Raw genomic sequence first — 23,498 nt, 5'->3', positions numbered from 1 at the left:
ACTATTCTTGGATGTTACAAAGAGCCCTCTATCTTATCATTATTTTGCTTGTTTTTGGTTGTGGTACAACCAAGAAAAAAAGAACCTACCGCAGCACTCCTAAAACCATTTCTGTTGAAGGATCTGAAGAAGAAAGTATCCCTATCGTAAAACCTAAGAAAGAAAAAAGGAAGTACACCAAGGCGGATAGTATTATCGCTACTGCTATGACTTTTTCGGGAACGCGCTACAAATATGGCGGGACAACAAAAAAAGGAATGGACTGTTCTGGACTTTTGTATGTTTCCCTCAAAGAGAACGATATCATTTTCCCTAGGGCTTCGCATCAAATGGCGGAGGAGGGAAAGCGAATAAAAATCCCTCAGGTACAAAAAGGGGACCTTCTCTTTTTTAAGACCGGAAAAAGTGGAAAACGCATCAATCATGTTGGTCTTGTCGTTGATGTAGAAGGAGATGATATCAAGTTTATTCACTCCACAACATCTAGAGGTGTTATTGTTTCTTCTTTACGTGAAGGCTACTGGAATTATGCGTTTGTGAAGGCAACGCGATTTTTATAATGCAGTTTTTCAATTTTATTTCTATAAAATTGACCTTATGCCTTATTATGGGAATTGTTATTGGTTTCTATTTTGAGATAGCTCCATTATTATCCCTTACTATCACTATTGCTTTATTGCCTTTTTTGTATTGGACCTATAAAAAACAGACTCGCGAAGGGTTTCCATTTTTTGAGCTTACAACAATTTCTACTACGATAGCTCTTGGCGTTGTAATCGTTACTTTGGCGAAATCCAAAGATTTACGATATCATTATTCAGAACAAAACATAGAGAAGTACAACTTGTGGGAACTTAAGATTGTGGAGAAACTGAAGCCCAATCCATATTCTCAACGCTATGTGGCCAAAGTTGTCTCTCTTGAAAATAAAAGGTGTTCTGGAAAGATAATTTTAAGCCTATTTGTAGATTCTACTATGCGAAAGCTTCGGGTTGACAATGAGTTGTTCGTTTATTCATCCGCTAACAGTATTTCCGCTCCAAGTAATCCGCATCAATTTAACTATAAAAAATATCTGGAAAAGCAAGGAATATATCATCAAATCCAAATTTATCCCGAAACAATTATTATAAAAGATAAAGCATCAACTACGCTTAGGGGGTTAGCATCCTATTTAAGGGAACGCATCATCGTCAAATTGAAGCAAAGGAACTTTGGCAAAGATGAATTAGGTGTTATTCAAGCACTTTTATTAGGTCAACGAAATGATATCTCAGAAGAAACCTATAACAGTTATATCGATGCTGGGGCTGTTCACATTCTAGCAGTTTCCGGACTTCATATCGGTATTCTACTGTTGCTATTGCAGTTCTTGTTGTCACCTTTGGAACGAGTTCCAAAAGGAAAGACACTTAAGTTAACATTGATAGTCGTTTTGCTTTGGAGCTACGCTTTTATAGCCGGCCTTTCCCCGTCCATAGTACGAGCGGTAACCATGTTCTCTTTTTTTGCTTATGCCATGTACTTGAATCGTCCAACAAATTCATTCAACATCGTGGCCTTGTCCATGTTCTTTATTCTGTTGATGAAACCGCTGTTTTTGTTTCAAGTAGGTTTTCAGATGAGCTATGCAGCAGTTTTTGCGATTGTATGGATCTATCCAAAACTCCAACATTTTTGGTTTCCGAATAACCATATAGTGCGTAAGATTTGGCAATTGATGTCGGTAAGTGCGGCGGCACAATTGGGCGTTTTGCCCATAAGCCTTTTTTATTTTCATCAGTTTCCTGCTTTGTTCTTTGTTTCCAATTTGCTGATAGTTCCTTTTTTGGGGTTGATTTTGGGGCTCGGAATTCTAGTAATTGTATTATCCTTACTGGATAGTCTACCCAGTTTCATGGTTCAGGCTTACAATACAATCATTCAGATTATGAACGCCATTATCGATTGGGTAGCACACCAAGAAGGGTTTATCATTAAAAATATTCCGTTTGATAGTGTCCAGTTGATTTTAGGGTATATCATTATAATTTTCCTTGTTTTATTTCTTTCCAAACCAAAATTCAAGGCTATCCTCCCCTTATTTTTTGGAATTATTGTATTCCAAGGATGGAATATTTGGAACCAATTCCGATTACAAGATAAAGAAGCCTTTGTTTTGCTCCATAAATCGAAAAACACTTCGTTATTGCATCAAAACGGTGATTCTTTAGTGGTGTACACTACGGACAGTCTTGGTATAGCACCAGTAGTTGACAACTATAAAATAGCGGAAAGGAATCCTTCTGTAAACTTTGCACCATTGCAACACAGCTTCAGTCTTGGCAACAAAGATTTGTACATTTTGGACAGTACCAGGATTTATCCCCAAAATAAAAATCTGGATTTTTTAGTCTTGACACAATCTCCAAAAATAAATCTAGAACGCATTATTGACTCCATCCAACCCAAAAATATTATAGCAGATGGAAGTAACTTTAAAAGCTATACAGCACGATGGAAGGCGACTTGTAGCAAAAGAAAAATCCCTTTCCACAGTACCCGTGAAAAGGGAAGTTATTCTTTTTATTTTAAGGAAAATTAATGGCTCGCTAATTTAAACCCTTCTGCTTCTTAGTCATGGACTACAGTTTCTTCGTCCTCTGCACCGTGCGTCAATCGTTTTAATGGTTTTAACAGCAATAAGACCAATATGCCAAAAAGTACAGCGAATAAAAAGAGCCCTCCAAATACTTTAAGCTCCCCTGCTTTTACGGAACTTTCACCAATGATTCCCGCCACCTTATTTCCTAGTCCGGTTGCTGCCCAGTATACCCCCATCATAAGGGCCATATAACGTACGGGAGCCAGTTTTGTGAAAAACGATAAGGATACCGGTGATAAACAAAGTTCACCGAGCGTATGGAACAGATATGCAAGCACTAACCAGTACATTGCCGAGCTTCCTTGACTCTCATATTGTAAAGAAGCGAATACCATGTAGGCAAAACCCACACCCATAATAATTACCCCAACGGCCATTTTAAATAAGGAGGTAGCCTCTTTTCCTTTTAGTTTTCTTCTGGCCCAAAAACTAGCAACAGCTACCGCGAACAAAATTATGAACCCTGGATTGGCAGATTGAAACCAAGCAGCTGGAACTTCCCACCCCAGTAACATTCTGTTTGTTTTCTCTTGTGCATACAGGTTCATTAAACCGCCCATTTGTTCAAAACATCCCCAAAAAACAATTACCATTAAAAGGGACAATAACAAAACAACGTATCTGTCTTTTTCCACCTTTCCATTTAGGTTTTTATAGATCATCATCATCATACCTGTGATAAGGGATAAAAAAATAAACAGAACACCAAAGCCCCAATTATCAGGTCCTTCATAGGTGAATCCGGCATAAATCGAGTAAGCTAAAAGCAAGACCACGATTCCCAATTGCAGTGGAGATTTAAATAGTTGTGAAAAAAGTTCTCCAAGACTTATATCCGAAGATTTTTCTTCGACCGTTGGTGGATTCCCTACATGAATTAAATACCGTTGTCCATATAGATAGACGAGTAGCCCCAAGAGCATCCCTATACCTGCCATACCAAATCCGTAGTGCCAGCCATAAGCCTTGGCAACCAGACCTACGGATAAAGACGCTAGGAAAGACCCTAAATTTATACCTACATAAAATATACTAAAGCCCTTATCTCTTCTAATGTCTTTTTTACCATACAACCCTCCTACCATAGTGGATATATTCGGTTTCAGCATTCCGACACCCAAAATCACAAAACCTAGACCCGTATAATAGGCCCAAAGGTCGTCTATGGCCAAAATACCATGACCTATGGTCAATAGTATAGCGCCTATCGTCACTGCTTTTTTCTGTCCCAGATACCTATCAGCCAAAAAACCACCTGGGATACTCATTACATAGACCAACATGGTATACCATCCATAAAGTGCCAGCGCTTCCGTCACTGTCCAACCTAATCCGCTTTGAGGATTATTTTCCAATGTTTGTGCTGTCATGTAAAGCGTTAGAAGGGCCCTCATTCCATAATAGGAAAAGCGCTCCCACATTTCTGTGAAAAAGAGCACATATAGCCCAACGGGATGTCCAAAAAGTTCTTTCTTGTGTGCAGGTTTTACAAGGTCTGACATATATTTATTGTGTTAGATTACAGGTTTGCTTTGATAAAATTGGTCATCTTGGTATACAGGTGCAATCGCGTATTTCCTCCATAGATTCCGTGGTTTCTATCGGGGTAAATAGCCCAATCAAATTGTTTATTGGCTTGTACCAATGCTTCGATCATACGCATGGTGTTCTGCACATGCACATTATCATCGCCAGAACCGTGTACCAATAAATATTTGCCTTTTAAAAGTTCTGGATAGTTGAACGGAGAATTATCATCATATCCACTGGCATTCTCTTGTGGGGTCTGCATATAGCGTTCTGTATAAATGGTATCATAGAATCTCCATGAGGTCACAGGGGCTATAGCAATTGCCATTTCAAAAACATCATTTCCTTTTAACAAGCAATTTGTGGACATAAAGCCTCCATAGCTCCAGCCCCAAATACCCGTTCTGTTCTCATCGATATACGGTAGTTCACTTAACTTTTTCGCCGCGGCTATTTGATCTTCAACTTCATATTTCCCAAGTTCTTTTTGCGTTACTTTTTTAAAGTCACGACCCTTTAATCCTGTGCCACGGCCATCAACGCATACAACAATATATCCTTCTGAGACCAACAGTTGGTGCCAGTAGTCGTTAGGACCAAACCATCTGTTCGCAACCTGCTGCGAACCTGGCCCACTATATTGAAACATAAATAGTGGATACTTTTTGGTTTCATCAAAATTTACGGGCTTGATCATATACATATTCAAATCGTTCCCGTTGATATTGATAGTGGAGAATTCTTTTGGACTTAATTCATATTCCTCTAGCTTATTGTCCAAGACCGAATTATTCTTAATTTCTTTTACCTCTTCACCGTCCGAAGCTTTGTTCAGTGTAAATTGATATGGTGTAGTGGCATCAGAAAATGTATTGATGAAATAGGTATAGTTAGCACTAAAATCCGCTGCATTGGTCCCTTCTTTCGTGGTCAGTCTTTTCTTTTTCTTGCCATTTGTTCCAATGCTGTATACATCTCTGTTTATAGAGCCGTTTTCCGTAGATTGATAATAGATTCTATCCTCATTTTGGTCGTAACCGTAGTAGTTGGTCACTTCCCATTCTCCTTGAGTAACTTGGTTCATTAACTTACCATCCTCATTATAAAGGTAGATATGGTTGTACCCGTCTTTTTCGCTGGTCCAGATAAAACTATCATCTGCCAAAAAAGTGAGGTTATCGGTAACATCAACATATGCATTGTCCTTCTCTTCTATCAATATTGAGACTGAATTGTCTTTTGCATTAACTTCATGAAGTTTTAAATGGTCTTGATGGCGATTAAGGGTCTGAACACTTAAATAATTGGGGTTATTCATCCATTTTATTCTTGGTACGTAATAGGCATCCCCTAAATCAATATCTGATTTATTTCCCGAGGCCATGTCATACATGTGCAAGGTGACTTTTGCATTTTCTTCTCCAGCCTTGGGATACTTAAACTCATGCTGATATGGATACAATTCCTGACCATACACGTCCATTGAAAAGTGAGGTACATTGGTTTCGTCAAAACGAAGGAATGCAATCTTGGTTCCATTGCTATTCCAATCAAAAGCGCGAACAAAAGCAAATTCTTCTTCATATACCCAATCTGTAACCCCATTAATTATGGTTCCTTTATTGCCATCGGTAGTAATCTGCCTTGTAGTGTTTGTTGCACTTTCAAAAACATACAAGTTGTTTTCTCGTACATATGCCACTTTTGAACCATCTGGGGAAAGTAAGGGTTCTTGAATTTTATTATCCGAAATCTTCACAACGGTTTTACTAGCCACATCATATACGTAGTAGATTCCCTGTTTTGAACGCCTGAATATGGGTTCAGTTTCTGTAGCCAAAATTATTTTGGATTCATCGGCACTAAACGTGTATGAACTAAAAAAAGGAACTTCCTCCGAAGAGGTTACAATGGTCTCCAACTTTTCTGAAGTTTTATAGTCATACTTATCCAAACTACTGGAACGTGGCGAGCGATTAAAATTTAAGATCGTGTATTGTTCTCCATTTTTCATGGAACGGAGCACATCCATATATTCCGGCCTAAATGCGCCTCCCCAGATATCTTCTAAGGCTATTTTTTTCTTTTGGGCTATTGATATAGTTAAAAATCCGAAAACGGATAGGAACAGAAGGAACTGTTTTTTCATGAAGTTGTAAATTGATTAAAAACTATCAAGTTTACTAATATTTATTCAGAATATAAACTTTGATGTTACAATTGTAACAAGAATTATACTCCAATACCATTACAGTATCATCTAAATGCCATGAAAACCAATATTGTTGGAATGAAAAATCGCATTATCCTTATATTTGAGGCCTTTAACCAAACATTATGAGCACTCCTGTTGAAGGGTTTTCCAAGCTTTCAAAAAAACAAAAAATTGAATGGTTAGCAACCAACTATACCAAGAATCCCAAGGAATCTAAAAAATTGTTGGAACAGTATTGGAACAATGACGCTTCTGTTCAAAAGCTTCATGATGAGTTCATAGAAAATACCATTTCCAATTACTACCTCCCATTTGCAGTTGCACCCAATTTTCTAATCAATGAAAAGCTCTATGCCATTCCTATGGCAATAGAAGAAAGTTCCGTTGTCGCAGCGGCAAGCAAAGCTGCCAAATTTTGGTTGGAACGAGGTGGTTTTAAAACCGAGATACTGGGCACAGAAAAAGTAGGGCAAGTTCACTTTATCTTTAAAGGAGATACAACCAAACTTCACCAATTTTTCGATACCATAAAACCTGATTTTTATAAGGACACTGCTTCCATCACAAAAAGTATGGAAAAACGTGGTGGGGGCATCACTGACATCCAACTTAGGGACCTCGGCAATGAAATTGAGGGATATTACCAATTGCACTGCACTTTTGAGACCTTGGATGCCATGGGTGCAAACTTCATAAACTCCTGTTTGGAACAGTTTGCAAAAACACTGCTAGAAAGGGCCGCTTCCTACTCTAACTTTACTGATGAAGAAAAGGCCATCGAGGTTGTCATGAGCATATTATCCAACTACGTCCCCAATTGTTTGGTCAAAGCGGAAGTGAGTTGCCCAGTTGAAGCACTGGACGGAGATACCATTGCACCCAATGAGTTTGCAAAGAAAATGGTTCGAGCTATAGAAATTGCTAAAGCCGAACCTTACAGGGCCGTGACCCATAACAAAGGTATCATGAACGGGATTGATGCAGTTGTCATGGCTACCGGAAATGATTTTAGGGCAGTTGAGGCAGGAGTCCATGCTTATGCCGCGAAAGATGGTAGTTACTCTAGCTTAACACATGCCCGTATTAAAGATGGTATCTTCAAATTTTGGATTGAAGTGCCCTTGGCCCTTGGTACTGTTGGCGGACTTACTTCGCTACACCCTCTCGTAAAATTAGCCTTGGAGATTTTACAAAACCCAACAGCTAAAGAGCTGATGCAGGTTATTGCAGTAGCAGGATTGGCACAAAATTTTGCCGCAGTACGTTCTCTGGTTACAACGGGCATACAGAAAGGACATATGAAAATGCACTTACTCAACATGCTTAACCAAATGGGCGCAACGGAAAACGAAAAGAAGCAGCTTGTGGATTACTTTAAAGACAAAACTGTAACCAATGCTTCAGTTAAAGAAGCTTTGGAACGAATTAAAAATTAAACCATACGCTTTTTTGTATCTTTAATTTCAATTATCGGCTTAAGTCAAAACTTTTAATACCGTACATTTTGGAACGATTAGAGAAATACATAGAAATTGATTCTTCAAAAAGATTTGGAAAACCAGTATTGAAGGGAACTAGAATATCAATTTATGATGTTTTAAACTGGATGGCCAATGGGATGAGCAAATCAATGATCTTAGAAGACTTTCCAGAGTTGACCGAGCAACATATCAATGCTTGTTTGGCATATGCAGCTGATAGAGAAAAGAAATTGAACATTGCTTCGTGAGACTACTTTTTGACCAAAACATTTCTTTCCGTCTTTTAAAAAAAATACTTCCTATTTTTTCTGAATCCTTTTCTGTAAAGGACTTAAATCTTATAAATTCTTCGGATATTGAAATATGGAAATATGCAAAAGCCAATAAATTTACCATCATAACTTTTGATGCAGATTTTTTTGATTTGAATACGCTATATGGTGGCCCTCCAAAAATCATTTGGTTAAAAACTGGAAATATGACAACCAACTCAATTGCACAATTATTCATTGATCAGGAAACTTTGATAAAAGATTTTATAGCCAATGAAACAAGTGACTTCTTATTGCTATCCTATTAAGATTCTAAGATGCACAAAGAATTTTACAGTAATGGAAAGTTATTGCTCTCTGGAGAGTACGCTGTTTTAGATGGTGCCCTGAGCCTTGCAATCCCTACAAAACATGGGCAATCTTTAAAAATAACCACAACTACAACAGGCTTTTTAGAGTGGGAAAGTTTCGACAAAACCAAAACTGCTTGGTTTAACGGAAGCTTCGATATAAAAAGTCTGAAGACCATCGACACTACGGATAAAAATGTTGCAAAAACACTATCTGAATTATTGGTTGAAGCCAAATCACAAAATTCACGATTTTTAGAGAATTCTTCAGGTTTAAAGGTGGAGACCAAGCTTACTTTCCCGAAAAAATGGGGGCTGGGCACCTCTTCCACACTCATAAACAATATTGCCCAATGGGCAGAAGTAGATGCATATCGACTATTATGGAATGCATTTGGCGGCAGTGGATATGACATAGCTTGTGCACAGCATTATCAACCCATCTTATATCAAAAAGAAAACAATACTGCACACGTTGAGGAAGTGACCTTCCAGCCTTCTTTTGCCAATTCCATATACTTTGTTTACCTCAATCAAAAGCAAAGCAGTAAGGAAGCTATTACAGCCTACAGAACGCAGTATTTTGATGTACATAGTTTAATTACCAATATTTCAACGATTACCAAAAAGATGGTGAATACAACATCACTTTCAGAATTTGAATCCTTAATGCTGCAACATGAAGATATATTGTCAGAAGTACTAGGATTAGAAACTGTAAAATCCAAGCTTTTTGCTGATTTCACAGGCGCGATTAAAAGTCTTGGTGCTTGGGGTGGTGATTTTATTATGGCAACTGGCGGCTCAGATGTTTCTGATTACTTTAAGGCGAAAGGGTTTGAAACCGTTGTTCCGTATGCCGATATGGTACTTTAAAAAATGAATAAAAAAAGCCTCCAAAACGGAGGCTTCATATATTTTAGATGTTCGTTATTGCTAGTAGAACGTAGCCCGCTTATCTTCTATTTCCGATCCTTCCTTTAGTGCGTTGTACACATCACCATTAACTCGGTTTGAAGCACTGGTCTTCAGCGTATTTGCATACGTACTAAAGTTATCGATGGTTGGAGCTTCCTCTCTTTTGATTACCTTGACCTTAAATACCCCTGTTTCTCCTTTAATAAGACCAGAGGCTTTATCTTGATCCATGGCAAATGCATTTCCTACGACCAATGACTCACGTCCAGCACCAGGTATGGTTGGGGATTTCATGGTCAATGCAGAGGCATTCGAAACCGTAACATTATTGTCTTTTGCAAAGGTATCCATGTCTTTACCTTGATTGGCAAGCATGATTTTTTCTGCTTTACGCTCTTTTCTAATCTTTGGTAATGCAGTCGCCGAAGCATCTTCCGAAGTCATTAAACCTTCTTTATATTTTTTGGTCAGTTGCACCACGGCATACCCATTGTTAATATTGAAACGTTTGATATCACCAACCTCGGTATCTTCGTTAAAAGCCCATTGTACAATACCTCTTTGTGCAGAAAGACCGGGAAGGTTTTCATCCATCTCCTTGATTTTGTTCACAGGTCTTACGGTATGTTCAGAAGACCTTGCAATGTCTCCAAAATCATCCGCCTTACCATCTGTAGCCGACATCTCAAATTTTGTGGCTTCGGTGAACAACGTATTTATCGTCTCTTCTGAAGGTTCTATTTCTCTGGAAAAAGTTGCCACCTGTACAACATCTTGCTTATCGTCCACTTTAATAACATGAAAACCAAACTGGGTTTCTACCAAGCCTATGGTGCCCACTTCGTTTCCAAAGGCAAAGTCATTGAACTCATCTGCCATGACACCTTCTTGAAAATATCCTAAGTCACCACCCCTTGGTGCTGAAGGGCCATCAGAGTTATCTCTTGCCAGTGTTGTAAATACAGCTCCTTCTTCTTTAGCTTCGTCCAAAATCTCTTTTGCTTTTTCCTCCGCTTCTTCTTTTGTTCTTTTAATACTAGGGTTGGCACGTTCGGCACCTTCGTAAGCAAATAAAATATGACTTGCTTTTACGGTTCCATTGGGCTTTCTATTCATCATTTTAGAAACCTTGAAAAAGTCACCATCACGGTAGGGTCCGTAAATTTCACCTACTTCCAAAGCCATTAAACTATCGGCCACAACAGCGGGCAAATCTTTTTTAGCTTTAAAAATGGTATCGAACTTACTATCGGAATTTCTATCTAAAAAAGCACCAACATCTGTAGCGTTTCTAAAACCGGGAATAGTATCCGTAGTATTTCTTTCCTGAATGTACTCAACAGTATCGTCCAAAAGGGCGGTCATTGCGTCTTCAACAGCTTTTTCATCTTCTACGGAAGCCTTTTCCTCAAAAAAGACAAATCTGATATCCCTAGCTTTTTCCTGTTTAAAATCTTCCTTGTGCTCATTTACATAAGCCTCAATATCTTTTTTTGAAACTTGAATGGTACTATCTGCAATCGAGGTATATGGCACTCGAACATATTGGATATCGACTTTCTCGTTCGACATCCTATAATCAAATGCACCTTCGGTCAAGGTTGCACCAACGCCCCCTTTTATCAAATTAAAATATAGGCGTTCCTTCGCAGATTGTATAATGGACTTCTCATCTTGTAACCAAGCATCGTAACGAAGTGGGTCGTTTGCTTTCCAGTCTGCAATGGCGCTTTTAAACACCTCAGCATTAAATACTCCATTTTCATCTTGAAAATCGGGAATCTGTGCATAACCCGAGGTCTTTACAAACTCTACGATTTGGTCGCTCTCCACATTAATGCCCAAGTCTTCAAACTGCTGACCCAGGATTTCCTTTCTTACTTCTTGATCGTACACACGGCTTACCAGCTGTGTTGAAGATAGATTAGGGCCAAATCTTCTGGATGCAATCTCTACTTCTCTCCTAAAATCATCAATAGAAATACTTTCCCCATTCACTTCCGCCACCGCAGAACCTACTTTTCCACCTCCCAAATCATTGCTTGAGAAGACTCCTGATATTACAAATGCGAACAAAGCGAGACCGATAATCAAAATCAGTACCGTTGTCCGTTTTCTAATATTCTCTAATATTGCCATTTTACTACTTGTTTTCTATAATTTCAGTGGGCGAAAATACCATTTTCTTTTCAAATAGGAAAGTGAAAGAGCCGTCGGAAATTCTTAATTTTCAGGGAGAACATGAACGCTGACCAAATCGATTTTGGTATTGGAAACTTCTAAGATATGAAATAAGAAATCATCTATCTTTATTTCGGAATCATGTTCCGGTATTTCACCGATTTCATTCATGATCAATCCACCCAAGGTTTCGTACTCATCACTCTCCGGAAGCTCCAATTTATAGTTTTCGTTAATGTAGTCCACTTCTAAGCGTGCAGAGAACTTATATACGTTTTCGCTCACTTGTTCTTCGTGCAAGTCTGTGGTGTCGTGCTCATCTTCAATCTCTCCAAACAACTCTTCAATAATATCCTCAACAGTCATAATACCAGATGTTCCACCGTATTCGTCCAGTACCACTGCAATACTCTTCCGTTTTTTGGTCAATACGTTGAGAATATCCTGTATCAACATCGTTTCTGGCACAAACTCTACGGGCAAAAGAATACTTTTAATGCTTTTTGGTTTTTTAAAGAGTTCATAGGAGTGTACATACCCTATAATTTCATCTATACTTTCTTTGTAGACTAAAATTTTAGAAAGGCCTGTTTCTGAAAATAATTTGGTAAGGTTTTTTGGGGTTTCATTTATCTCTACTGCAGTAATTTCGGTACGGGGCACCATTACCTCTCTGGCCTTTACTGTTGAAAATTCCAAAGCGTTTTGAAATATCTGGATTTCCGAATCCACTTCATCCTCCTCTTCCACCGTCTCCATTTGTTCTGTAATGTAGTCGCCAAGTTCTATTTTGGTAAATGCCAATTGTACCTCGTCACCATCCGTCTTAAAAAATACCCTTAGGATAAAATCCGACACTTTTATCACAAACCAAGAAATAAAGGAAAACAACAGGTAAAAGAAATACGCTGGAATTGCAAAGACTTTTAGAAGTGTGTTCGAATAAATCTGAAATAGCACTTTTGGTAGAAATTCAGCGGTAACCAAGATAATCAAAGTGGAAATCACCGTTTGGGACACTAAGCTAAAATCAGTCAGCAATGCATTTAAAAACTCAGAAGAAGTAGGCAATGCATTTTGAAACCACGCCATGAGCACATCGCCCATAAACAGACCATATATGACCAATGCTATATTGTTGCCAATAAGCATAGTGACGATAAATTTTGAAGGTTTCCCTGTGAGCCAAGTGAGTACTTTGGCAAAAAAACCTTCCTGCTTTTTCTCAATTTCTATGTGAATCTTATTCGCGGATATGAACGCAATCTCCATTCCCGAAAAAAAAGCGGAAAACAATAAGGAGAAAATAATGATAAGCAAAGACGTATCCAATACTACTGCTGATTATCCTTTTTACGTTGCTCAAACCGTTTACGGTATCTTCTTCTAAAAAGAAACATTCCAACTGAAACCACAGCAAAGAATATAAAGATATAAGTACTGCTGGGATCTACGCTCCATAGTGTAGCTATCTTATAGGTAGAAACAATGGCCACTGCTAAATATAAATACTCGGTATATCTTAGAAATTTAATCATACTATTCCTTTTCTTTTAAGGTCATTAGACCATATGTTTTATGTGCATTGAAGAAGCTAAAGTCCCTATTAAAATCCATACCTTCTCCGTCCATCACCGTTCCATCTTCAGGATTTGTATAGGTAAACTTTTCCTCTGTAAAAATCCAATTGTTCGCCCTATCATAAAAGAGCTGAGGGGTTTCCAGCTTTTTTCCATCGTGGCTCTCTATGACCACGTTACCTTGAAGGTCTATTAAATTGGTCTGGGAATATACTATCCCATAGTCCGCCGTGATAACACTTTTTTGACTTTTTTCATCAAAAAAATCCACTTTTAGCCCTTCTGGAAAGGTACGATATTTAAAATCTTGATTGTCGAAATCCTCTGTTATTGGACTCGTTAGCACGGCAATCACCCTAGAGTTGGACAAGTCCTCCGTGCTCATTTCATCTATGGTCTCCGTATAGGTGAGTGTAAAATTTTGTGCCACTCCTTGTGGAAAAATGGGTTTAACCGCCTCTTCTCCTACTCGTTTATAGTCATCAGCACAGGATATAAAAAGGATTGCCACGGTAAAAACCGTGGCAAAATATTCAAGCTTATTTTTTTTTACCTGTTTCACATTACAAACTCGGTACTTTTACGCTACCGCCTACCCAACATTTGAATGTAACTGTTTTACCGGCCATTCCTGAATTAAAGATCATTGTCTTATCCGGAGCTTTAGCCCTGTAACTAGCTGCTGATTGATTCGCTCTTGAGCTTAATGATGGGTCAACTCTTCCCGCTTTGCTGGCCATATCTGCTGCTTTCCAGTAAATGGCTCTTTTTTCGAATGGTGTTGTTCCACATGCGTTAGCACTCGTAGCATATAGATTGGCGATCAGGAGATATGCTTTTCCATTAGAGGAATTCGCGTTAATTGCCTTTTGCGCATAACTTCGGGCTTGTGACTTGCTAGACCTTCTAACAATAGTTGCGACCTTGTATAGGATATTAGATTTTTTATAGGAATCAGATTCTAACTCGACCGCCTTATTAAAGTCGGCAATAGCTCCTTTTCTATCGCCATTTTTGGATTTCAAAGTTCCCAAATAAACATACACGTCTGCAGATGGGTCCAAGCTTGCTTGAATTTCCACCATTTCACTGAACAATGGATCATCTGTACATTCTTTAGAGAACATTCTTCCTACAGCTCTTTTCACCCAATCAACATCACCTTTCTTTGCATCAAGGCTTTTCTTATATAATGGAATAAGGTTACCGCAATCTGCAAGGGCTCCCAATTTGGAATCAATACTACCGGCTATCTTACCATAAGATTTTGAATTTATGGTCGCAGCTTTTAATTGTCTCTTTTCTTTTGAAGTCAATGTTCCCAAAGAGTCTTTTGGAAGTAATTTTGTAACAACAGCCGTAAGCTTCTTATTTTCTTCTGCAACCTTTTCAGTTACATCATCATAAGTATCAAATACTTCCTGCAAGTCTTTTTTTCCAGAACCGTGCAAATCCACTAAACTGGAGAAATATAAATAAAGTGCTTTGGGGTTCTTAAAGTGCTCCTTATCTCCTTCAAAAGCTTCTTTCAACATATCGTAAAGCTTCTCATCTGAGGCCATTTTATTTTCGTAGGATAAAAGAGCCTTATCGATAGCAACTCCCGCCTTACTAAACTTGCTCGGGAAATACTTAAGGCTATTGTCGTATAAAGACATTAGGTCTTGAATGTACCCATCTTTATCGGCGCCCGACGAATTCTTTATCTTATAGGACAGGATTTTTTCTCCGTAGGAGAAATTAGCCTTGTTAATATCTGGGCAACTTTCGTAGACCATTTTCCATGGTTCGTAAGCTGCATCATAATTTTTTACTTTAGCATGTTCTGCGTAAATGGAAAGATTGGTCATGCACTCTGGATTTTGTGCCTGAGCCATACTTAATCCCATCGACATAAAGACAGCTAACATCGTTAAGTAGTGTTTCTTCTTCATTTTACTAATTTTAAAGCGGTTAATGTACAAATTTTCATGAAAAAATCATCTTGATGAAACATATATTGGTGGTTATTTATCGACATTTAAAAAACTTCATCAATTTATTCTTTTTTTCACAAACCATTTTGCGTTTAAAGATAAACCAACATTTATTTTAATATAATTTTCTTCAATTAAGTTTTGATCTGTTGTTCCTCTTCTTCCCAGTTCAACTCCCAAGTTCAAATTTGAAAAAGCATCAAAGGACGTACCGGACAACGGTAACCCAAGTCCAAAAGTTATGCCAAGATTATTTATATCCTTATTATTTACCTCTAGACCGCTTACATCATACCGTATTCCGGCCCTGTATATAATTCTTTTAAAATAGCTAGATAATGATCTATAATTAGGTATAAAATAACCCCCGAATGCAAAACTGCTTGCATCATTATAGATTACGTTTTCCAATCCCAAAAATTCATTTTGAAAGTCACTGAACTTTTGAAAACTGTATTCTCCACCCACAAACCATTTTTTATTTTCACCAAAACCTAAACCAGCTGTTGTTCGGAAAGGAATCTTAATTTCTGTGTTCCTTAAGTTGGCAGCATCTAAATCAACATCAATCACTTCAATTTCTTGACCGTTGACCAAAGAAAAAGAGCCTAAACGCTCAGTGTTCTCTGAAACCAGATTTCCTTGGGTATTTACCATTAGCGATGTATACAAAGTATATTTGTCCTTAATGGTTGGTGTATAATTGGCCGAAAAATTAAAGTCATAGCCATTAATTCTGGATTCACGCCTATCCAAGGTTCCAAATTGAACATCTTCCACACTTTGGATACGTTGATACTCCAATCGTCCAAAATTAAAATTGGCAGTAGCCCCAATACTTAAGTTCTTCATTGGTTCATAGCCTATTGACATGTATACACGATTAAGCCCTCCTTCCCCTGCAAAAACATTTGTTATCGTAGGTTGTCCATCAATCGTAACCTCATCTGTTAAATTATACCCTACAGAGGAGAAAGGCATTACGCCAAATCCTAAGCCCAAGTTTTTGGCCAACGGAAAACCAATGGACAAATAGTCCAAGTTGGTTACCGAGGTACTCTGTTCTTGTGAAAAATCCTTAAGTTGAAATTCTGTATGGGACAATCCGAAGGCATAGGTAGTAAGCTTTAACTTGGAATATGCAGCTGGGTTGCGCAAATTTATATGTATACTGTCCGCATACATACTTATTCCCCCATCATTTGGTTCTCTACCGTTCCATTATTCCTTAACTCCCCTATTCCAAAATATGAATATGGTGATACGGTACCATTTTGCGCAGAAATGCTATGTGCAATCATGCAAAAAAAAGCAATCAAAAATTTCTTAACCATCTAGTGTTTGTTGTAATCCAGCAAGTAATTGAGCCCCTCCAAGAGAAATTTAGAATTCGCAAATATGGTATTTTTTAATCGGTTAGCAAAAAAATGGGAGTCACCGCCTGTTAAAATAACTGTTAAATCTTGAAAGCGAGATCTATACTGGTTAATCACTCCATCAATTTCCTGAGAAACGCCGTTTATTACACCACTATGCATACTTGTTTTGGTTGAATTCCCGATAAAATCCAAGATTTCTTCTGGCTGAAGTAAAGGAAGGGCATTTGTCTGATCATGCATAGCCCTATATCTCATTTGTACACCTGGTGAAATAGCCCCACCCACATACTCTCCAGAATCGTTTATCATATCGTATGTGATACATGTACCCGCATCGATAACCAGCGTATTTCCCCTTGGGTTTTGATAAAAAGCAGCTGTAGCAAGCGCAACACGGTCCATACCTAAAGTCGAAGGGGTTGCATAACTATTCTTGAAAGGCACCTTGGAGCTACTGGAAAGTAGGTGTACATTACAGAACAACGAAACAATCTCAAGTTCTTTCCCTTCTAGGTTCCCAACTGATGCAATTAGCGCCCGATTGATTTTTGGATACAATTCAAAAAGTTCTTTGACCCGCGATAAAAATAATCCAGATTCTGAGCTCTCATAAAACCTTATTGTTCTATGTTCAAAAACCGCATACTTTATACGTGTATTGCCTATATCAATAACCAGGTTCATACTACAAAGATGACAAATTGAAAAAAAACCAATGGCTTTTTTCTAGTTTTTGTTTGGATATCCTAAATTTGAAATTATATTTGCACCCGCCTTAGCAAAAGGCATTCAAGGTACCTTAGCTCAGTTGGTAGAGCAACGGACTGAAAATCCGTGTGTCCCTGGTTCGATTCCTGGAGGTACCACAAAAAAACCGGCAAAATTGCCGGTTTTTTTGATTTTTACCCTGTAATCAAATTCTTAATAAATTCATAAATATAAAAATCGAATACCCCTATAGGCACAAAATATGAAACTAACCCTTATATTTAGCCCATCTAGATTAATTTTAAATAAAAATGACCGAAGATTTATTAGAAAAGGCAAAGGAGTTTGAAAACAGAACTTTGAGTCATATGTCCACAAGCGATAGGGTTGCTGCTTCAAGAGAGGCAAAACAACTTATACTTTCCATCAACGAAATTTATAAAGAGACCAAAGACGAAAACTTAATGGATGTCATGAAACGTCTCACTGAAAAGAAGAAAAAAATAGAAAAGCGCTTAAAGGGAACCCCCTTGGTCTAAACTAACTTCATTTTTTAAGAAATTTCAGGTATTGTTTTGGTTTGTAGAAAGTCCCTTCAACAATCAAAATCGTGGATATAAGCAATACATTTCTATCGTACGCCGTTTCCATATTTGAGATTCACCTGCTGATAGTTTCGAAATCTACAGCACAAGAAATCACCCTCAACCATTCTATGGCTGCAACCCTTATTTGGTAGTCTCCTGACCTACTTGCTTTAGAGACTTACTGGTTATACTTTGTAAAATAGTAAATCCCAGGGAGCCAAGCCAAAGTAAAGTCTGATTGGGCCATCATTCCCCGTCACATTCTAATCTATTTTGTGAATAGGTTTTACTTAATAGAATGGCACTTTGCAATTCACGAAGAAATTTTTACCAATTACATCTTTTTAGCTGCAACTCACAAAAAGCTGAAACGTTGAGTGGGTTCTATTCCTTAATTTCGGAATATAAATCAAACTTCAACCCCCAAAAAATTTATTTATCATGAACACTATAGAAGAAAAAGTAGGCTATCTATTCTGGTTTTTTGTCATTGCATGCTCTATGTGCGCTTTTATTACCAGCCTCTATCATTATGTAAACTAAAAAATGGGTGTCAGCCAAACCGACACCCATTTTTTAATTGATTCTTCTATCCCTTAATTTCCTATAACCTATTGCATCTTGCAGCAACACCAATGACTGTATCATCCAGTTCACTAACTTGGCAACATCAAAGCCATTCTATTTTTGGCCACATTCCTTCTTTTTTTTCGTGTAAACGCTCCATATCATGTAGGATCTCATCCAATAACTTAATGGCTTCATTAATATAAGGACCTTTATTGAGCATTACACATTCTGCTCTAACGGAAGATGCTGTATCTGCAATCTCAGATCGCGATGGCAATCCATTTTTTGCCAAACTTTCCAAGACCTGGGTGGCCCAGACAACAGGAATATGTGCAGCACCGCAAAAGGACAAAATCTCTTCCTGTACTTTGCTCATATTTTTCCACCCCACTTCCAATGCCAAATCGCCCCTTGCTATCATTATTCCCAAATACTTTGTCTTCATTGCTGCAAGCAGTATTTTCACCAAGTTCCTAAAAGCGAAGCGTGTTTCTATTTTGAGGATTATACTTATCTTATCTTTTATATTCAATCGTTCCATTTCGTCCAATAGCTCGACTACATCCGCTTCAGTGTTGATGTATGAATAGTTTACGATATCTGCATATTGGGCAACAAATTCCAAATCTTTTTTATCTTTTGCTGTTAGCCCATTTATGCCCATATCCAAAGTTGGAAAATTGATTCCTTTTTCAGCTTTTAATTTAGACCCATTTTCTTTTGCTTTCTTTATGCGTACCATAAAAAAATCATCGCTTACATCTTCTATGATTCCCTTGATTTTTCCATCATCAAACAAAATAGGCTCGCCCTTTTTTACTCTTTTAACCACAGAATGGGGAATACAGGATATCTTACCGGGTTGAATTAAACGACCCTCTTTATCAAATTTAGAAAGGCTTCCTTCCTCATCTTTTCCAGAGACTATCAGTAAATCATCCTTACGCAAAGTAATATAACGAGCTACCACGGGAAGTTCGCCCACAATGCCTTTATCCAAATCCGAACGCATTGGAAACAGTTTGGTTCCCGTTCCTATATATACCGTTTTTTCACTACTGAGTAGCAACCGGTCTTTTTTAACCTTTACAACTTGCAGCTTACGAAACTTGCTTCTTGTATCCTTTAAAGCAACAAAGTCCCTTTCTTGTAACTGTGTCATCCAAGAATTGGAAACAGGAATTTCATTTGGACCTAAATCACCTTTTGTATCTGGAACAAGTTCGATATGTGCAGGGCTTTCAACAATTCCGACCGCTGTTCGCTTTGGTTTGAATTTTTTCACCTTGGAACCCTCCAGAAGATTGCCTGTTCTTATCTTGGGTCCTGCCAAATCCATCGCAATTTTAACCGTAGTCCCGCACTCCAAAGCTGCTTTTTTTATGTTCAGCACAATGTCCTTCCAAATCTCGGCATTGTCATGGGCACAGTTAATTCGTGCACAATCCATCCCACTCTTCACCATTTCTAGAACCATATTATAGTCATGCGCAGCTTTTGTGGGCTGGGTTACCATAATGCGCACCCTTCTATCCTCTGACCTAGCTCCAAAGAGGTTGTTCGTATGTTTTTTTAGCAGGTTGCTCCCCTCACCTATGGACAAGCAATCATGATTGCTTGATCTTTCTGAACTTAAGTTCAAGCGGTCTATAACTGTTTTGACGTTCACCAGACTTCCTAAAATATTGCCTTCTGAATTTGCCAAACGCGTCAAACCCAAGTACTTTAGTTGTGCTTGAATCTTCCTAACATCAAAACTTCTAAAAGTTCCATAATGCAATAGATTCCTAGCACTTTTCTTATAAACTGGGTTACTATTTTTAAGGATTTCCCTATTAGCTGTGTCTTGCTCTTCAATTTTAGCTATCAAAGATTCGATCCTTAAGCTTATTTCGTTCATTTCCTTAAAAGACATGCTCATTCAGAGATATTTAGAAGCCTAAAGTTCTAAATCAATTCATATAAAAAAACTGATAAAAATCAGTCATCTTCATTTAGTTTCAACAGAAGGTTTAAAAAAACAATTTGATAGATGGATTATAGGTTTTTTAAGATGATCTATATCATCAGTTCAGTGATTATTAAATTTTATCGAGATTGTATCAAAATAATATGAAAAACGATTCCTCTGATCTTATTTGAAATCAACTTTTGGGAGAAAAAATAATACGATTATTGGAGCAGTTCGCTTTTCCGTTATACTCAGCAGTCGATTTATATATATCACTGTTTAACTTGTTAAACAAACAGAATTAATACTTCAAATTAGCAAAATACTATCTTTTGTTTTTATTTTTGACCAATGCGAATCTCCCCGTTTCTATTATTCTTCATTTTACCTACTGCTAGTTCTTACGCACAAAAGCAACAGCCTAATACACCTAAAAAAAACAATCGTAATACGGTAGCCTACATTTCAACAGAAGAAGTTGATGACGAAGAAGATAACATACACGAAAAGGCATCCAACAAAGAAAAACCCGTAGTGGTTTATGGTTCAAAAGGTGTACATTCAGAAGATATTACAAAAAAGCTAATGTACTGGGATATATCGTTTATGACACTAATGGATTTAAAACTGAAGGAAGTATACACATTTAGTAAGTTTTGGGGCGATTTATTGACGAATGCCACAAAATATAGTCAACTAAATAAGAACAGAACCTATTGAAGCATATCGAAAACCATCTACTTTTAATTTTTACACGTAATCCCGAACTTGGAAAGTGTAAAACCCGACTTGCAGCCACAATAGGTGATGAGGCGGCACTGAATAGTTATAAATTCTTGCTCGACCATACCGTTACCATTACCAAAGATTTAAAAGTGGAAAAACAAGTTCATTATTCCGAAGCTATTTGGAAAGATGACATCTGGGACAATAAACTTTATCACAAAAAACTTCAGTATGGTAAAGATTTGGGAGAACGAATGGAGAATGCCTTCAAAAATGGCTTTGATGCCGGTTTTGAAAAAATCATTATAATTGGCAGTGACATGTACGACCTTTCGCAAAGTGATCTGGAAGAAGCCTTTGAACAACTTAACAAACACGATTATGTGCTTGGACCAGCAAAAGATGGAGGGTATTATCTTTTAGGAATGACATCTTTAAAAGTGGAACTCTTTCAAAATAAAGATTGGGGCACAGCAACCGTTTTGCCAGAAACCATGAACAATCTAGAGGGCGAAGATATTTTTATGCTCCCTACAAAGAACGACATAGACCTTTACGAAGACATAAAAGACATTGAGGCATTTAGTCCTTATTTAAAACACATTAAAGAATGACCAAGAAGCAACTAGACGAATCCGTAGCATATTTACAAAAAAAAGGGTTCGATGCACCGGACATAGGCATTGTATTGGGTACAGGATTGGGACAATTAGTAGACGAAATCGAAAGCCCTATCGAAGCACATTATAATCACATACCCTATTTTCCACTGGCAACGGTAGAATTTCATTCCGGAAAATTGATTTATGGAACAATAGCCAATAAAAAAGTGGTCGTTATGCAAGGACGTTTCCACTTGTATGAAGGTTATGACTTTTTAGATATCACATATCCCATTCGAGTAATGCATCAGCTCGGAATTAAAAAGTTATTCGTTTCAAATGCTGCTGGAGCAATTAACCTGAATTTTAAGAAAGGTGACATTATGTTGATTGAAGATCACATAAACCTACAGGGTGGTTCGCCGCTCGCTTTCAAAAATGTTGCCGAGTTTGGCGACAGATTTGTAGATATGAGCGAACCCTATGATTTGGAAATGCGAAATAAAATAGAAGCGACCGCACAAAAAGAAGGTATTTCATTAAAGAAAGGAGTTTATGCATCTGTGGTGGGGCCACAGTTGGAAACAAAGGCGGAATATCGAATGCTAAAAATTTTAGGAGCAGACGCCGTGGGAATGAGTACGGTACCAGAAGTAATTGTTGCCAATCATTTACGACTACCCATTGTAGCCGTATCTGTTTTAACGGATGAATGCGACCCTGATGATCTAAAACCGGTAAACATTCAAGAAATTATCGAAATCGCGGGAAAGACAGAGCCTAAAATGATACAATTATTTAAAGAATTAATTAAAGAATTATGAGTTATCTAGATGCAACCCAAGACTTATATAAAGAAGCTGCAATAACTCCAGATGTCGGACTTTGTTGCACAACCAATCCTATTTGGCAGTTCCCTGGGCTATCCATTCCCAAAATCATGCAAGAAATGAACTATGGGTGCGGAAGTACGGTTTCGGCCCAAGATCTTATAAATGACCCAAAAGTACTTTATGTAGGTGTGGGCGGCGGAATGGAATTACTACAGTTCTCCTATTTCTCTAGACAAAAGGGAGGCGTGACCGGGGTTGATTCCGTAGACGAAATGTTGGAGGCATCCCAAAAGAACTTCAAAATTGCAGAGGAAGAAAATGACTGGTTTAAAAGTGAGTTTGTCAATTTAGTAAAAGGCGATGCCCTAAACCTTCCTGTAGAAGACGAAAGTATAGATGTAGCCGCCCAGAACTGTTTGTTCAATATCTTTAAAATGGAAGATTTGAAAAAAGCGGTTTCGGAAATGTATCGTGTGCTAAAACCTCACGGGCGCTTGGTGATGAGTGACCCTACGTGTGAGCAACATATGAACGATGAGCTTAGGAACGATGACAGGTTAAGAGCGCTTTGCCTTAGCGGAAGCATTCCCATTAAGGATTATGTAAAAGTGTTGACAGATGCAGGTTTTGGCACTATTGAAATTAGGGCAAGAAAATCGTACAGGGTGCTTTCCCCTAACCATTACCCAACCGACGAACTCATTTATATAGAATCTATTGAGATTGCTGCCATAAAAGATCCAATGCCAGAAGATGGACCGTGTATGTTTACTGGAAAAACAGCCATCTATTACGGTGATGAAGCATCTTTTGATGATGGAAAAGGACATGTTTTATTACAAAATCAACCATTGGCCGTTTGTGACAAAACAGCAGCTGCATTAAAACAGGCATCCGACCAAATTCATGTGAGCGAAAGTACTTGGCACTACAATGGCGGAGGCTGTTGCTGATTTTTTTAGGATTCCTTGAAAGGTTAACCCTTTTTTTCTGAC

At 37.9% G+C, this 23,498-nt stretch carries 22 protein-coding genes and 1 tRNA gene; 12 read left to right on the top strand and 11 right to left on the bottom strand.

What is annotated here, in order from left to right; translation table 11 throughout:
- The first annotated feature begins 11 nt into the window (after window positions 1-11).
- Both LV716_RS10515 and LV716_RS10510 read left to right on the top strand, forming a co-directional pair.
- Window positions 12-560, top strand: a complete 549-nt coding sequence (locus tag LV716_RS10515) for a C40 family peptidase (RefSeq protein ID WP_163417694.1) — start codon at window positions 12-14, stop codon at window positions 558-560.
- 47 nt (window positions 561-607) lie between these two features.
- Window positions 608-2,584 (top strand): ComEC/Rec2 family competence protein, encoded by a 1,977-nt coding sequence (locus LV716_RS10510; protein ID WP_233759108.1) that lies wholly within the window; start codon window positions 608-610, stop codon window positions 2,582-2,584.
- Between the two features lie 29 nt (window positions 2,585-2,613).
- On the opposite strand, the gene LV716_RS10505 is transcribed toward LV716_RS10510, so the two are convergent.
- A complete protein-coding gene (locus tag LV716_RS10505; protein WP_163417692.1) occupies window positions 2,614-4,146 on the bottom strand; it encodes a peptide MFS transporter in 1,533 nt (510 codons plus the stop codon).
- Between the two features lie 17 nt (window positions 4,147-4,163).
- Entirely contained in the window at window positions 4,164-6,323 is a 2,160-nt protein-coding gene (locus tag LV716_RS10500) for a S9 family peptidase (protein WP_163417691.1), read from the bottom strand.
- Between the two features lie 188 nt (window positions 6,324-6,511).
- Between LV716_RS10500 and LV716_RS10495 the strand changes: the two genes are divergently transcribed.
- From LV716_RS10495 to LV716_RS10480, 4 genes are all read left to right on the top strand, one after another.
- Window positions 6,512-7,825 (top strand): hydroxymethylglutaryl-CoA reductase, degradative, encoded by a 1,314-nt coding sequence (locus tag LV716_RS10495; protein WP_163417690.1) that lies wholly within the window; start codon window positions 6,512-6,514, stop codon window positions 7,823-7,825.
- A 68-nt stretch (window positions 7,826-7,893) separates the two neighbouring features.
- Complete coding sequence (locus LV716_RS10490; RefSeq protein WP_163417689.1) at window positions 7,894-8,118, top strand: DUF433 domain-containing protein; 225 nt, start codon at window positions 7,894-7,896, stop codon at window positions 8,116-8,118.
- The gene (locus LV716_RS10485) at window positions 8,115-8,450 is read left to right on the top strand and encodes a DUF5615 family PIN-like protein (RefSeq protein WP_163417688.1); all 336 of its coding nucleotides are present in this window, start codon (window positions 8,115-8,117) and stop codon (window positions 8,448-8,450) included. The genes LV716_RS10490 and LV716_RS10485 overlap by 4 nt, the downstream gene beginning before the upstream one ends.
- A 9-nt stretch (window positions 8,451-8,459) precedes the next feature.
- Window positions 8,460-9,368 (top strand): GYDIA family GHMP kinase, encoded by a 909-nt coding sequence (locus tag LV716_RS10480; protein WP_163417687.1) that lies wholly within the window; start codon window positions 8,460-8,462, stop codon window positions 9,366-9,368.
- Between the two features lie 60 nt (window positions 9,369-9,428).
- Here LV716_RS10480 and LV716_RS10475 read toward each other — a convergent pair whose 3' ends face one another.
- The 8 genes from LV716_RS10475 to LV716_RS10445 all read right to left on the bottom strand — a co-directional run bounded on the left by LV716_RS10475 (window position 9,429) and on the right by LV716_RS10445 (window position 17,210).
- Window positions 9,429-11,549 carry a peptidylprolyl isomerase gene (locus LV716_RS10475; protein ID WP_163417686.1) on the bottom strand — a complete coding sequence of 707 codons (2,121 nt, stop codon included), beginning with the start codon at window positions 11,547-11,549 and terminating at the stop codon, window positions 9,429-9,431.
- Between the two features lie 84 nt (window positions 11,550-11,633).
- Window positions 11,634-12,923 (bottom strand): hemolysin family protein, encoded by a 1,290-nt coding sequence (locus tag LV716_RS10470; RefSeq protein ID WP_163417685.1) that lies wholly within the window; start codon window positions 12,921-12,923, stop codon window positions 11,634-11,636.
- A 2-nt stretch (window positions 12,924-12,925) separates the two neighbouring features.
- Window positions 12,926-13,129, bottom strand: a complete 204-nt coding sequence (locus tag LV716_RS10465; protein ID WP_163417684.1) for a hypothetical protein — start codon at window positions 13,127-13,129, stop codon at window positions 12,926-12,928.
- A gap of 1 nt (window position 13,130) precedes the next feature.
- Entirely contained in the window at window positions 13,131-13,733 is a 603-nt protein-coding gene (gene lptC, locus LV716_RS10460) for an LPS export ABC transporter periplasmic protein LptC (RefSeq protein WP_163417683.1), read from the bottom strand.
- Between the two features lies 1 nt (window position 13,734).
- On the bottom strand, window positions 13,735-15,105 hold the full coding sequence (locus LV716_RS10455) for a hypothetical protein (RefSeq protein WP_163417682.1): 1,371 nt from the start codon (window positions 15,103-15,105) through the stop codon (window positions 13,735-13,737).
- A 99-nt stretch (window positions 15,106-15,204) separates the two neighbouring features.
- Window positions 15,205-16,305 (bottom strand): hypothetical protein, encoded by a 1,101-nt coding sequence (locus LV716_RS10450; protein WP_370637387.1) that lies wholly within the window; start codon window positions 16,303-16,305, stop codon window positions 15,205-15,207.
- Window positions 16,306-16,334: 29 nt separating this feature from the next.
- The gene (locus LV716_RS18545; RefSeq protein ID WP_370637386.1) at window positions 16,335-16,481 is read right to left on the bottom strand and encodes a hypothetical protein; all 147 of its coding nucleotides are present in this window, start codon (window positions 16,479-16,481) and stop codon (window positions 16,335-16,337) included.
- A complete protein-coding gene (locus LV716_RS10445) occupies window positions 16,482-17,210 on the bottom strand; it encodes a type III pantothenate kinase (protein WP_163417680.1) in 729 nt (242 codons plus the stop codon). It lies immediately after the preceding gene.
- 109 nt (window positions 17,211-17,319) lie between these two features.
- On the opposite strand from LV716_RS10445, the gene LV716_RS10440 reads away from it, so the two are divergent.
- Both LV716_RS10440 and LV716_RS10435 read left to right on the top strand, forming a co-directional pair.
- Window positions 17,320-17,392 (top strand) — tRNA-Phe (locus LV716_RS10440).
- Between the two features lie 153 nt (window positions 17,393-17,545).
- The gene (locus LV716_RS10435; protein ID WP_163417679.1) at window positions 17,546-17,773 is read left to right on the top strand and encodes a hypothetical protein; all 228 of its coding nucleotides are present in this window, start codon (window positions 17,546-17,548) and stop codon (window positions 17,771-17,773) included.
- A gap of 718 nt (window positions 17,774-18,491) precedes the next feature.
- Here the strand turns inward: LV716_RS10435 and LV716_RS10430 are convergent.
- Window positions 18,492-20,312, bottom strand: a complete 1,821-nt coding sequence (locus tag LV716_RS10430; RefSeq protein ID WP_163417678.1) for a pyruvate kinase — start codon at window positions 20,310-20,312, stop codon at window positions 18,492-18,494.
- Window positions 20,313-20,693: 381 nt separating this feature from the next.
- On the opposite strand from LV716_RS10430, the gene LV716_RS10425 reads away from it, so the two are divergent.
- Genes LV716_RS10425 through arsM form a run of 4 tightly spaced genes read left to right on the top strand, consistent with a single transcriptional unit; the run spans window position 20,694 to window position 23,456 of the window.
- Complete coding sequence (locus LV716_RS10425; protein WP_163417677.1) at window positions 20,694-21,062, top strand: hypothetical protein; 369 nt, start codon at window positions 20,694-20,696, stop codon at window positions 21,060-21,062.
- 5 nt (window positions 21,063-21,067) lie between these two features.
- The gene (locus LV716_RS10420) at window positions 21,068-21,682 is read left to right on the top strand and encodes a TIGR04282 family arsenosugar biosynthesis glycosyltransferase (protein WP_163417918.1); all 615 of its coding nucleotides are present in this window, start codon (window positions 21,068-21,070) and stop codon (window positions 21,680-21,682) included.
- A complete protein-coding gene (locus tag LV716_RS10415; RefSeq protein ID WP_163417676.1) occupies window positions 21,679-22,494 on the top strand; it encodes a purine-nucleoside phosphorylase in 816 nt (271 codons plus the stop codon). The genes LV716_RS10420 and LV716_RS10415 overlap by 4 nt, the downstream gene beginning before the upstream one ends.
- Complete coding sequence (gene arsM / locus LV716_RS10410) at window positions 22,491-23,456, top strand: arsenosugar biosynthesis arsenite methyltransferase ArsM (RefSeq protein WP_163417675.1); 966 nt, start codon at window positions 22,491-22,493, stop codon at window positions 23,454-23,456. The genes LV716_RS10415 and arsM overlap by 4 nt, the downstream gene beginning before the upstream one ends.
- The last annotated feature ends 42 nt before the right edge of the window (window positions 23,457-23,498 follow it).

This window comes from Flagellimonas sp. HMM57, from assembly GCF_021390175.1.
GTDB lineage: Bacteria > Bacteroidota > Bacteroidia > Flavobacteriales > Flavobacteriaceae > Flagellimonas.
Note: the sequence above shows the minus strand (reverse complement) of the source record. Positions and strands in the feature narration are given on the sequence as shown.